General features: G+C 69.6%; 15 protein-coding genes. 9 read left to right on the top strand and 6 right to left on the bottom strand.

The window, feature by feature from the left end:
• Window positions 1-159: 159 nt before the first annotated feature.
• The 4 genes from U6N30_RS04590 to U6N30_RS04580 all read left to right on the top strand — a co-directional run bounded on the left by U6N30_RS04590 (window position 160) and on the right by U6N30_RS04580 (window position 2759).
• A complete protein-coding gene (locus U6N30_RS04590) occupies window positions 160-819 on the top strand; it encodes a hypothetical protein (protein ID WP_324276321.1) in 660 nt (219 codons plus the stop codon).
• Complete coding sequence (locus U6N30_RS33255) at window positions 816-1067, top strand: helix-turn-helix domain-containing protein (RefSeq protein ID WP_422678025.1); 252 nt, start codon at window positions 816-818, stop codon at window positions 1065-1067. The genes U6N30_RS04590 and U6N30_RS33255 overlap by 4 nt, the downstream gene beginning before the upstream one ends.
• Window positions 1037-1990, top strand: a complete 954-nt coding sequence (locus tag U6N30_RS04585; RefSeq protein ID WP_324276320.1) for an ImmA/IrrE family metallo-endopeptidase — start codon at window positions 1037-1039, stop codon at window positions 1988-1990. Before U6N30_RS33255 ends, U6N30_RS04585 begins: the two co-directional genes overlap by 31 nt.
• 397 nt (window positions 1991-2387) lie before the next feature.
• The gene (locus tag U6N30_RS04580) at window positions 2388-2759 is read left to right on the top strand and encodes a hypothetical protein (RefSeq protein WP_324276319.1); all 372 of its coding nucleotides are present in this window, start codon (window positions 2388-2390) and stop codon (window positions 2757-2759) included.
• 344 nt (window positions 2760-3103) lie between these two features.
• On the opposite strand, the gene U6N30_RS04575 is transcribed toward U6N30_RS04580, so the two are convergent.
• The 6 genes from U6N30_RS04575 to U6N30_RS04550 form a co-directional block, all read right to left on the bottom strand.
• Window positions 3104-3775, bottom strand: a complete 672-nt coding sequence (locus tag U6N30_RS04575; protein WP_324276318.1) for a DUF4365 domain-containing protein — start codon at window positions 3773-3775, stop codon at window positions 3104-3106.
• 93 nt (window positions 3776-3868) lie between these two features.
• A complete protein-coding gene (locus U6N30_RS04570; RefSeq protein ID WP_324276317.1) occupies window positions 3869-4603 on the bottom strand; it encodes a hypothetical protein in 735 nt (244 codons plus the stop codon).
• Window positions 4604-4864: 261 nt separating this feature from the next.
• Window positions 4865-5329, bottom strand: a complete 465-nt coding sequence (locus U6N30_RS04565) for a hypothetical protein (RefSeq protein WP_324276316.1) — start codon at window positions 5327-5329, stop codon at window positions 4865-4867.
• 372 nt (window positions 5330-5701) lie between these two features.
• Complete coding sequence (locus tag U6N30_RS04560; RefSeq protein WP_324276315.1) at window positions 5702-6280, bottom strand: ParB/RepB/Spo0J family partition protein; 579 nt, start codon at window positions 6278-6280, stop codon at window positions 5702-5704.
• Window positions 6187-7191, bottom strand: a complete 1005-nt coding sequence (locus U6N30_RS04555; RefSeq protein ID WP_324276314.1) for a M78 family metallopeptidase domain-containing protein — start codon at window positions 7189-7191, stop codon at window positions 6187-6189. Before U6N30_RS04555 ends, U6N30_RS04560 begins: the two co-directional genes overlap by 94 nt.
• Window positions 7104-7691, bottom strand: a complete 588-nt coding sequence (locus U6N30_RS04550) for an ArdC family protein (RefSeq protein WP_324276313.1) — start codon at window positions 7689-7691, stop codon at window positions 7104-7106. The genes U6N30_RS04555 and U6N30_RS04550 overlap by 88 nt, the downstream gene beginning before the upstream one ends.
• A 936-nt stretch (window positions 7692-8627) precedes the next feature.
• On the opposite strand from U6N30_RS04550, the gene U6N30_RS04545 reads away from it, so the two are divergent.
• The 5 genes from U6N30_RS04545 (at window position 8628) to U6N30_RS04525 (ending at window position 11910) form a co-directional block, all read left to right on the top strand.
• A complete protein-coding gene (locus U6N30_RS04545) occupies window positions 8628-8837 on the top strand; it encodes a helix-turn-helix transcriptional regulator (protein ID WP_324276312.1) in 210 nt (69 codons plus the stop codon).
• A 188-nt stretch (window positions 8838-9025) separates the two neighbouring features.
• Window positions 9026-9469 (top strand): hypothetical protein, encoded by a 444-nt coding sequence (locus U6N30_RS04540; protein ID WP_324276311.1) that lies wholly within the window; start codon window positions 9026-9028, stop codon window positions 9467-9469.
• Window positions 9469-9672: a hypothetical protein gene (locus tag U6N30_RS04535; RefSeq protein ID WP_324276310.1), complete on the top strand. Its 204-nt coding sequence runs from the start codon at window positions 9469-9471 to the stop codon at window positions 9670-9672. Before U6N30_RS04540 ends, U6N30_RS04535 begins: the two co-directional genes overlap by 1 nt.
• Before the next feature lie 201 nt (window positions 9673-9873).
• Window positions 9874-10371 carry a LuxR family transcriptional regulator gene (locus U6N30_RS04530; protein WP_324276309.1) on the top strand — a complete coding sequence of 166 codons (498 nt, stop codon included), beginning with the start codon at window positions 9874-9876 and terminating at the stop codon, window positions 10369-10371.
• Between the two features lie 183 nt (window positions 10372-10554).
• A complete protein-coding gene (locus tag U6N30_RS04525; protein WP_324276308.1) occupies window positions 10555-11910 on the top strand; it encodes a hypothetical protein in 1356 nt (451 codons plus the stop codon).
• Window positions 11911-11929: the final 19 nt, after the last annotated feature.

The raw sequence follows: 11929 nt of genomic DNA, 5'->3' as shown, positions 1-11929 counted from the left end.
TTTGGCCGGGCGCAAGCGCCCTCGCCTGAGGTCCGGGACTGTCGTATCCGACGTATCCATGGCGACACGCGGCCCCAATAGTTGTTTTTTCGAGCCATCTAGGCCACTGTGGTGGAGCGGCACAGCCGTCCAACCGTCGCCTAGAGCTGGGAGCCCTCTGTGGATGCAAGCGAGCTTGAAGCGCGGTTCTTCGATCACGTCCCCGAGCAGTTCTGCCGGCGGTTGCTGCGGATGATCTTCGATGCGCGACGTCGCGCATGGGACCACTGTGCTGCAGAGTTCCCGCCCACCGAGGCCGAGAACGTCCGCCCCTTCTACGTCCGCGGCAAGGTCGAGACTCAGCTCCGGGAGGTGGCCGACCTCCACGCGGGGGACGGCCTCATCCACCGGGTACTCAAGGCTCCGGGCAGCGGATGGAATCACACGGAGGTACTCGCGGGCCCGATCCTGCTCACCGCCGGCGCTGTGCAGAGCCCCTGCGGCCCGATCAACAAGGCTGACTTCCGCCTGGGGCTCGCCGCCAGCAATCAAGGGACGCTGTTCGACTCGGGACCCGCTGGGTCCCACCTTTACGTGATGCTTATCCATTCAGGATATCGCTCGGTCAATAGTTCCGAGCAGCGAAAGTATGGACACCTCGCCGGTTCGGCCTACCTGGCATTCCCTGCATCGGATCTAGATACCTACCTGCACGAAATCAACTTGTTTGAGCGCTACCCCGACATTGTTGGGGCTAATCTGCCGCAGGAGTGGGACCAAGAGGCAGTTGTCAAGTTCATGTACTATGCCCGAAAGAGCTCCTGGCCACGCGCATCATGAAAAGCGGCACGCCGGGATTCTCCGGTCAAAGGCTACGCGAGGCGCGAGAGATCCGCGGAACTCAGCAGTTGTTCCTCGCCGAGATGCTGGGTGTATCGGCACAGGCCATTTCGAATTATGAGCGTAACCGGTCGACGCCGAGCCCAGACATGCTCGACCGTCTTGCGCGTGCACTAAACGTACCCCCGCGTTCTTTACGCTGCCCGAGCGCCCCACCGTGGAGCGCACGGTGTTTTATCGCTCGATGAGCGCGGCCACTAAGAGCGCGCGATCTCGGGCTGAACACCGCGCAAATTGGCTGACAGACATCACCTGCTACGTCTCAAGCTTCGTGGAGTTGCCCGAGTCGAACATCCCTCAGTTTGATGTGCCCGACAACCCATTGCAGCTCGACGGCTCCGATATTGAGCAGTTCGCCGCTCAGGCTCGGAGTTTCTGGCGCATGCGTGATGAGCCTGTAGGCAACATGGTTAGGCTCCTGGAGAACCAGGGTGTTGTCGTCGCGCGAGACAAGTTGGGCGCCTCCACGCTGGACAGTCTGTCGGAGCTTGATGGCACAACTCAAAGGCCATTCGTAATCATCGGCACTGACAAGGGGACACCCGCGCGTTGGCGTTTTGACGCCGCCCACGAACTGGGGCACCTGATCCTGCATCGAAAGCTCGACCGACGACGCCTTCGGAACGCGGCAGAGCACAAGGAGGTCGAAAATCAGGCGCATCGCTTTGCCGGAGCTTTCCTCCTGCCGCAGGCGCCGTTCTGCGATGAACTATTTGCTGCGTCGCTCGACGCGATGCTCGCATTGAAGTCGCGGTGGCGGACCTCGATAGCAATGATGATCATGCGTGCAAGGCAAACGCATCTGATCAACGAAGCCGTAGAGAAGCGACTCTGGATCAACTACAGCCGGCGTGGGTGGCGTGGGAGTGAGCCGCTTGACGATCTCATGGAGGTCGAAACGCCGCGCCTGCTCTACCGTAGCTTTGAACTCATCTTTGAGGCGCAGGCTCAGTCGCCCGAGGATGTCGTACTTAGCACCGGTCTCCCCGCACCTGATATCGAAAGCCTGGCCAGTCTGCCTGAACGCTTTCTGGCACGCGACTTTGCTCCCGTCGTTCTCCGTGGCAGCCACGAGTGGCCAGCCAATGTCACACCGCTGTGGCGTCGTTGAATCGTACGTCGATCGGCAATGCGCCGTGACCATGCTGGTGAAGCCGTCAAAGTATAATCGAAATCAAACAGCACAAACCGGGAGGATTTCTTTGACCCTTTATGTGGACGGTGAATGGTCGGGGTGGTCTGGCGACACGATCGTTCAGCTCACAGACGGCTCGGTGTGGCGACAAGACGAGTACCACTACTCGTACCACTACTCCTACCGACCCAAGGTCGAGATCTCTAACGGGAAGATGTTGGTCAAAGGAATGAACCGAGCGATCCGGGTGCGACGGCTCTCCTGACCCTCATGCGTCGCTGACGTCGAGCGGACCGAGTGCCTCGACCGCAGGCGCGTGTCAGCAACATCGCTGTGTGGAGAGCGGGACAACGATCCTGTCGGACAGGTGTGCTTGGCTTTCGACGTGGACGTCACTCGCTTCACCTACGTCGGGCCACCTCGGTACGCCGGTGCCCTCGCACAACAGCTGGAGGCGCACGGCCTGTCAGCCGACTACGACGCGCCGTACGAGACGAAGGATCTTGCTACCACCATGTCTGTTGTGGCTGTGGCCTTCGCGGTCACCGGACCGATGACGGACATTCTCGCCGGAATCCGGGCCTTCAGAGGTCGTTTCCCGGGCACCCAGATCAAGGGGCTGCCTGACGAAGGGGACCGGAGCATCAGGGAACGTTTGACACAGCTCGACGAGCTGCTTGCCGACGGTTCCATCAGCGTCGACGAGCATGCTCAGCAGCGCAACCGCATCCTCAGCGAGCTCTAGTCCCCCGGACGCTTGCTACGAGAGCCGATCTCCGGGTGCCAATGGAGTGTGCCCGAGTCGCGGGACATCCCGGGCCGATCACGTAAGAGAGGGCGGGCCGCGGCGTGGCCGTATTCGGTACATCGGCGTGGCTCCGCGGACTGATGTGATGCGGCGAGCGTGAACCCCTCAGTATCGGTAGTTGACGGTCCGGAACGACAGAGTCGGCGCCAGGTCCAGATAGACCATTGTCGCGGCCAGGACCAGGCTTGTGATGGCTTCTGTACCGATCATGCCTAGTCTCCACGGGCGTCCGGAATAGACCTCCTCGCGAAAGAACCGACGCCATGTTCCGCCGGTGCCGCTCAAGTCTTTGCCGAAGAAGAACAGGACGACCGGTGTATCCGACGTCGCGAGCTCGGCGAGCAGCGACCTTCGCTCGTCCGCGGATAAGTTCGAGCGATCCGGCGCGCGATCGATGACGACAACGGCCTCTCCTGCACGGATTCAACCGCGGGGTCGTCCCGAAAGTCGTCGTTTGGGCCCACCCCGAACTCGGCGAAGGCGCTCGACTGCCACACCATGGTGTCGTAGAAACGCCCCTTGGCCACCACTACGTCCGGCGCGACGGAGGCCCTCGGCGCCGTCTCTCTGAACCGGTACTCGACGAGAAGCCGTGCCACGATGCTGTCCCAGAGTTCGGGCGTCTCGATGGCGAGTTCGGACCGCAGCGGGTCGAACCGGTGTCCCAGTGGGCGGCCCTGAAATGTCGCGCCATCGATGCGCATGCTTCGGTGAGCGAGCATTGTGGCGATCCGGGGTACGTCCAATACCGCTGCTTTGTCCAAGTGGACTGTCACCGTCGTCTGGCCGCCTGTCGCGGTGTAGAAGTCTCCGTAGGGCCACATCCTGTGGACGATGTCGCGCACGTCCTCCGCGATGAACAGGTCCTTGGACTCTACGAACACCACCAAGTAGACAGGCTCCGGTGCGGCGTACCAATAGCGAAGGTGGTCGACCTCCACCGACGTGCTCACCGACGACGCCGCGTCGAACTGCGCTTCGGAGAGCGTGTCCGCACGCTTCCCTTGGCCTGGAACCAGACCCGCGCGTGAGATGCCAGGTAGTCCTTATCCGCCCCCTCGACGAAGAGGTGCAGGCCCGTGTCGATAGCGGCCCGGTCCTGGTCGTATGTGACCGGGACGCCGCCGTGGCTCAGCAAGGTCTTGAGTTTGGCGATGTAGAGCTGCTCGAAGCGGTCGTGTCGGCCCTGCCGAGGCATCCCCACACGATGGCACGAACTGTTCCAGCGAAGTCGATCGGCCCTCGGTGCTCGATGCGTACTCGCCGGCGCGCTCTTCCCCGTCTCGTGGCGGTTCACGGGTGGTTCGGCTGGGGCCAGGGAACCAGGGGCGGCAGTCGGTCACCCGGGTGCGGGACTCCGTGAGGGCGTGGGTGATGCTGCGGGGTTCGTGGCTGCCGGCGGCGTGGGAGATCGCGGCGAGGACGAGGGTGAGGCCGTGGCGGTCGAGCCCGGCGGCGAGCTCGCCAAGGTCGACGGGGTGCCCGTCGGCGATGCTGGCGGCCGCCCGCAGGACCTGATGGTCACTGCTCCTGCCGATGATCGTGCCGATGCGCAGGGCCCCGTCGAGGTCTGGCCAGTAGATGTGGGCCCACAGCCCCTCACCGTCAACCTTCCCGTCGACGGTGATCAGCCCGGCGTGCTGCAGTTGCGGTAGCCAGTGGCCGGAGGTGATCAGCAGGAGGATCGCGGCCTCGTCGGAGTAGTCGCCTAGGGCGGCGCGCAGCAGGGCGTTCTCGACGTCGACCAGGTCAAGGTCGGCGGCTCTAGGTTCGAAGATCACTTGGTTCTCCCTCTCCCCGGCCTGCGGGTCGGGCTGAGTGTGCCGTTGGGGTCTGACAGGCGCGGCCGGTGACGGGTGTGCGACGGCGGACGCGGGGCCATGAGCGCGTCGGGCCGGCAGGCCCGCCGGCAGCTTGCTGACGGATGGCCTCGACGCGCCAGCGGCGGGGCCTCGCGCGACCCCGCCGCCGGCCGGCAGCACGAACCAGCCCCGGCCTCGGCGTGGCCGCCCCGCGGGGCGGGCGGGGACGGCCGAACGCCGTCAGGTGACGTCGGGTGCGGGATCGGCTGTGGGTTGCTCGGCGGCCTCGACGATCCGTTGTTCGATGTCGGCGAGTGTGTAACCACACGAGTCCAGAAACCGCAGCCAGCGGGCGTCGCCGACGCCGGGGTTGCGCCAGGACTGGCGGTGCAGCCCGGACTCGATGGCCCCGGCGACGTGGGCCAGCAACGCCACGGCGAGCCGGGCGTCGGGCACCTGTTCGCCGCTGGTCAGCGTGGGCGCGGGCTTGTCCCTGGTGGTCCACCACTGGCCGGGTGCGTCGATGCCGAGGTCGGCGGCGGCGGAGTCCTGGGCGCGGTTGGGCTGCCCGGACAGCCAGCGGGACAGCGCCCGAGGGTCGGCGGCCATGGTTTCGACGGCGAACCGCAGCGCCGCCTTGGGCGCGGTCTTGCGCTGCAGCAGGCCCTTGACCCACTCCCGGCGGGTCTCGTTGGCCGCCGCCATCGCCTTGTTGTTCTCGATGGTGGCCCGCCGCTCGGCCGCGGCGGCCTCGCGTTCGGCGTCGCTGGGGTCCTGGGCTGCTGCCCCCGGGCAGGGCGGTGGCCGTCCAGCGGTCGCGGTGGCCGTTGCCGGCCGGGTCGGTGCACACCTCGACGACCTGTGGCCCCTGCCATCCGGTGGTGTTCACGTAGACCGCTGCGCCGGGGCAGCCGGCGTGGTCCTCGGCGGTCAGCGGCCGGCCGTCGTGGGCGAGGTCGGTCAGCCGGGTGCGGGCGCGGCCGGTGTCCTCGTCCAGGACGGTGCGCCCGGCGGCGGTCAGCTCCGAGAGCAGTGCGGCTGCCTTCTCCGCTTCCTGCTTCGCCTGCTTGGCGCGGGTCAGCGCGTGGGCGAACCGCCCGGGCCCCTCCCCGCTGCCGCGACGAGGGCAGCGGCGGTCTCGGGGTCGCCCGCGTAGACGGCGACGGCGGCGGCCCGGTCCAGGGTCAGCCCGGCACCGGCCACCGCGGCGGCGGTGTCGCCGTCCAGCCGGGCCACGCCGGCGGCCTTGGCGACCCGCTTGCGGCCCAGCCCGGTCGACTTGGCCACCCTGGTCAGCGGAACGCCGAGGTCGAGCATCGCCTGCACGCCGCGCGCTTCCTCCACCGCGGACAGACCGCGGCGGTGCAGGTTCTCGGCCAGCATCGCCCCCACGTGCCCGGCCTGGGCGGCCCGGTCGCCGTCCGCGGCGTCATCGTCGAGGGCGAGGTCGGGGCGCAGCACACACGGCACCGAGGCCACTCCGGCGAGGATCGCGGCGGCCGCCCGGCGGTGCCCGGCGACCAGCTGGTGTCCCGGCGTGCCGTCGGCGGCGACGTGCGGGATCACGGTGAGGGCCTCCAGCACGCCCTGGGCGGCGATGGAGTCGGCCAGGCCGGACAGGTCGCCGAGGTCGTCGCGGATGTTGCGGGGATGCACGGCCAGGCCCCGGGGTCCAGCCACACCAGCCGGTGTGCCCGGCCGCTGTCCTCGGCCGTGTCGGCGCGTGCGCTGCCGGGGGCGGCCGGGTCGACGTGCTCGGTCTCGCGCTGCTCGATCCCGGCACGTTGAGCGTTTTCGGTCGCGGAAGGCTCGTCGGGCGTGCTCTCGCGGACGGTGTTCAGGGCGGCAACTGTCGTGGTCGTGGTCATGGCGGGTTCTCCTTCGATGCTCTGCGGGGTGGCGGTGCTCTCGGTGGGGGTGTTGTCGGCGGGGCTGCTGGTGGCGGGCATGTCGCGTTCTCCCCGCTCAGGCGGTGGCGAGGACGCGGGCGCCCCGGGCTGCGCGGCCGGTCCGGCGGGCGGCGCGGTTTCCCTATCCCCCGGCGGCTCGGTGGCCTCGGCGCCGTCGAGGTGGTCGAGGATGCGGCGGGCGGCGGCGGTCACCGTGGCCGCGGCGGCGCGGACGACGTCGGTGTCCCCGGCCGACCAGGCGGCGACGTAGGGGACGGTGTAGGCGCCGGCGTCCAGCCCGGCCCAGGCGGTGACTATGTAGGCGACCGACTCGGCTTCGGCCTCCGCCTGCCCGCGGCAGCCCCGGTAGTCGTAGCCGTCGGCGGTGTGCCCGCACTCGATGTGCGCCAGTTCGTGGGCGAGGGTCTTGACCGCCTGTGCGTCGGCGACGTCCGGGCGGACCCGCACGGTGCGGGCTGCCGGGTCGGTGAGGCCGTTGGCCTGCCCGCAGGCCTCGCGGGTGAGCGTGTAGCCGTGTGCGGCGACCTGGGCGGCCAGCGCCTCCCACAGGGCGGCGGGGGCGTCACCGGTCAGCAGCTCGGGTGTGATGTCGGGAAGCGGGTCGCCCTGGGTCTGGGAGATGTCGAAGACGTGCGCGACCCGGAATCCGCGCAGCACCCGGCCCCGGGCCGGCCGGTCGGCGTCCCCGCCGGCGGGCTCCCCGCTGTCCCCGCCGCCGTCGTGGCGGCGGGTGCGGCCCGACGGGTGTCCTGCCCGGTGCCGGTGCCGGCCTGGGTCTCCTTGTGGGTGTACGTGCAGGGAGCCAGGACGGCGAGCCCCGTGGAGCCCTTGACCACGCTGCGGCCCAGCGCCTTCCAGGTGCCGAAACCGGCGACCCGGGTCGGGCTGATGCCGAGCCGCGCGGCCTGCAGCTCGATCAGCAGCTGGTTGTTGAGGCTGTAGGTGTGGAACTTCGCGGCGGCATCCAGCATCGCCCGCCACTGGGGGTCGGCGGTGAGCGCCTCGACCTGCTCGCCGATCTGGTCGTGCAGGGCGGCGATCTTGGCTGCCCGCGCGGCGTCGGCGGCTTCTCGCTGCACCTCGCTGAGGTGGGCCCGTCGGCCCCGCCCGCCCGTGCCGGTGCGGCTGCTGCTTGCCGTGCTGCTGGTGCTGGTCATCTGGACCCTCCCGGAACTGGAGCCGAAGCCGGTACGGGAGGGACTGCGGAACAGGTGTCCTGCCACCCATTCCCCCGGCCCGTCCGGCATAGAGCTCTGCTCAGGGGCCGGGAGCGACGGCGGGGACGACCGGACCAAGACTGCTTCCGCAGCGCAGCGCCCGAAGGGCGGAAGGATCTTGGTCCGGTCGGGAGGAGACGGCGCGGGAGGCCCCTACGCTGAGCTGCCGGACGGGTCGGGGGACCAGCAAGCGCAGCCCGCCGAAGGCGGACCTTGACGACGGCGCAGCCGGCGCCACGCGCAGCGTGGCCCGAAGGGTGCTCCTGGCCCGCCCCAACGGTCGCGGCGCGGGGACGTCGACGCCGCGCTCACCGGTCAGGGGGCCCCGGTCAACCGCCACGTCGCGGCGGCCCCTGGCCGCCCGATCACGGCCCCGGCCGGCTCGTCGTGCCCCGAGTGCGGTGTCCAGCGCCATGAGTCGAGCGTGGCCAGGTCAGCGCCCGCCCGAGGGAGTCTGTCCGGATGTTGTGGACAGACTCCCTCGTCCACAGGGACCAATTGCGCAGGAGCACCCTGATGCTCACGGCCTGCATCGGCAAGCAGGAGGACAACAGGAGGAACCCCAGGTCAGCAGCGGACCTCCCGTAATTCTCCAGGTCCGTCGGCACACGGCTACCCCGACTGCCGTCGGCCTACCGGAGAACGTGCCGAACCCCAGCCGCAGGACCGGGGCCGTCCACCGGCTGTCCCGGCGCCGACACCCGGCGTCGGCAGATGAAGGGCCTCCATCGCTGACAGGTGACGCGCCAGCGGCGACCGCTACAGGAGAACAACCGGAGATCGTCAGAACAAGGTGGCTGTGAAGTGTCACCAACGGGCCCGAAATGGCGCCTTCTGTGGTGAAGGCACCGCCACCGACCACCCCGGGAGCCAGCCATGCCCGACCCCACCGCCGACCACGAGCCCGAGTTGCTCACCATCACCGAGGCGGCGGATGTGCTCCGCGCCCCCGTCGCCACCCTCCGGTACTGGCGTCACCTCGGCACTGGCCCGAACAGCTTCCGACTCGGCCGGCGCGTCCTCTACCGCCGCGCCGACCTGCGCACCTGGATCGACGCACAAGCAGACCAGTCCCCGCACCGATAGCCCCCGCCGCCGGACAGCTGCGGGACGGGCCTGGGGCCGCTTTCGGACGCCGGGCACGCGGTGAGGTCGGTGGCCACCACCGGCTGTGGACAGCGAAGGGGCATCCACAGAACCGACCGGGACAGGCCGGGCCAGCGCCGCAACGTCGACGCTGCCCACACACATCGAGAGGAGGAGCGATGGGATGGATGGGCCCGGTCGTGGACGGCCAGGAGCATGAAGGTTGGGTGGTGCCGCTGTTCGCCGACGGCGCGCAGGGCGCCGGCACCAGCAGCGCCCGCGGTCGGCTGATAGCCCGCCGGCCCGACGACGGGCCCTGCAACGGCGACCGCGTGCGGCTGACCTACCGCGACGGGTCCACCGCCGAGGGCCTCTGGCAGGACGGCACGATTCTCCGCGGCGACGGGATCGTGCACTCGCACACCAGCGGCCAGGTCCGCCTCGAGGTGGTCGACAAGGCGGAGGAGTGGCGCCCGGACGTCGCGGTCGTCGGCTGGGTCGCCGGCTGCACCTGCGGCTGGCGCGGCACCCTTGGACCCGCGTACCACCGGGGCTGGCCGACCCGGCGACGCGGCGGCTCGCCGTCACCGGCCCGTGGGCCGATCTGGAGGCCGCCGACGAGCACCGGGTGATGACCGAATGGCGCCGCCACATCGCCGGATGGCAAGCCCTGGAAGACGTCGAGGAGGCCGCCGCCCGGCAGGCCGCCGCCGCCCGCGCGCTGGACGAGGCGGTCCGCGCCGCACTCGCCGCCGGAGCCTCGTGGGCCGACATCGGCCGGGCCACCGGCCTGACGACCGGGTCGGCCACCGAGCGGTGGTCCATCCGTGACTGAGCAGCCGACCGGCCACCCCGGACCGAGCGTGGACACCCGGCCAGGGCAGCGAACCGTGCTCGTCGTCGACCTCGACGGCGAGCCGCTGGCCCGCTGCGCGCCCTGGAGGAGATCCTGCTGTGCCTGGGCACATGGGAGGACGACGACCGGGAAGATCGGAGCACCGGCACCGGCACCGGCACCGGCACCGAACCGCTGCCGGTGCCGGCGCCACTGGCCGACCGGGTCGCCCTCGCCGCCGTGCAGCGCCTCCTCACCACCCTGGCGCCCACCCAATCCCGAGGACCAGGGTGCGGCCGGCTGCTCGCCCCGGACGGCCGCTACGAGCACGCGCCGATGACCGCGCTGCCCATGCCTCCCGCCGACATCGACCTCCTCTCCGCCACCGCCGCTGTCCTTGGCGACCCCCGGCTGAACGCCGACATCGCCGAGCTGGTCGACGCCCACGCCGAGCAGCTCGCCGGCGGCTACCGCCGCGCCGACCGCACCGAACTGGTCTCGCTCCTCGCGCGGCTGGCCGGCCTGCTCGACCTCGCCCCCACCGACGACACCCGGCTACTCACCGCGCGGCTGCGGGCCACCTCGCCCGGCGCCGACTGCGTGCTCAGCGACGCCGAGGAAGCCGCCCACGCCCGCACCGCCGACCGGATGAACCACATTTGGGCGCACGGCTCCGCCATCGACCGCTACCTCTACTGAACCCGCAGCCGCCCCGGCTGCGGCCCGGGATCGCTGCTGTGCGCATCCTCGACGTGTGAGGACTGCCTGGCATCGCCGCAGATCAGCTCCCAGGCGCCCTGCTCCTCTTCACGTGGCTGCTGTGCACGCGTCCCACGCACAGGCAAGACTCGGGCCACCGCGGGAGTGAAACGGGAGGCACGGATGGCCACGGAGTGCATCGGGGAACGGCCACGACGCGAGCACGGCACCCGCAACCAGCGTGGTGAGGAGAAAGTGCAAGAGGCCGCAGCCACCGTGCTGAGGCGCGGGCTCGTGGGCGGCGACTCCGCCTTCACTCCGGGCTCGCCAGTGTGGACGGCGCAGGCCGCCGCTGAACTCGAACGGGCCTTCGTGGACAACCCCGACCTCGGCCCCGGTAGCTTCCTCGAGAAGCTGCGTGGTCAGCTGGCCGGTTGCTCCCCGGTCGCGCTCCAGCTCGCGGCAGAACTGCAGTACCTGTCTGTACTGCCGCTGAGCGATCTGAAGGTGGACACCAAGCGGGATCGCATCCGTCGTCCGCTGTCGCTGACGGCCGAGCCGGTCACGGTGCCGCCCGACCTTGACTCTGCTCTCAGCAGCGGCGTCTTCAACGGCGGCATGGGCTACAAGGTCCAGGTTTGGAACCAGTTCGGCGTCCTCATCTCTTTCGTCCGCGCCTGGACGGAGCTGCCCACATCGGAGCGACAGCGACTGGCCTGCGACCCCTGGGCGTTCCGGGACCTGCTCCAGTCGACACCCGGCTCCAAGCCGGCCGGGCAGCGCCACGCCCTCGCCTACCTCGCGTTCCCCGACGTCTTCGAGCCGATCATCAGCGACGAGCACAAGCGGAAAATCCGGTCGGCATTCGCGGACGTCGTCGCACCGACCGGCGACCTGGACCGGGACTTGCTTGCGCTGCGCGACCACTTCGAGCAGGCAACCGGCGAGCCGTTCGACTGGTACCAGCCGCCCTACCGCGACAAGTGGCTGCCGCAGAGCCAGAGCGGCACGGCAGCGCCCCTCCAGGAGGGCGTGGCTGGTCCGGGGGCGAGCGTGCAGGGCACAAGCCTTGTCCCGTCCTGGCTGGCGGAGGGCTGGATCAGCCTGGCCGCCACCCACCTGCCAGCGGTCGATGGCGGGACGGCTCACGAGGAGCTCAAGCGCCTCGTCGACGAGAACTATGGGCACGTCTCCTACAGCCAGCGCGACCAGAAGGTCGACGAGTTCCACGCCTTCCTCACCCGCATGCAGCCCGGCGACCTCGTGGCCACCACCGACAAGGGCGCCCTCTACGTCGGCGAGGTCGATGGGGACGTCGAGTACCGGGCCGCCGAGACGCTGTCCCGGCTCCGCAGGCCCGTGAGGTGGGACAACCCCGGGGAGGGCGTCGACTTCACCGACCTGCCCGCCACGCTCAGCGCGAAGCTGCAGAGCCAGCACGAGCTGCTCGACCTCACGGCTCAACTGGCCGAGCTCGAGGAGCTCGTCGACCGCAACGAGGCCGCCGCCCCGTGGCAACGTTCGTCCTACCCGACGTGACCGACGACCTGGCCGATCA

The organism is Blastococcus brunescens (assembly GCF_035320885.1).
Lineage (GTDB): Bacteria > Actinomycetota > Actinomycetes > Mycobacteriales > Geodermatophilaceae > Blastococcus_B > Blastococcus_B brunescens.
This window is presented reverse-complemented; position numbering and strand designations above follow the sequence as displayed.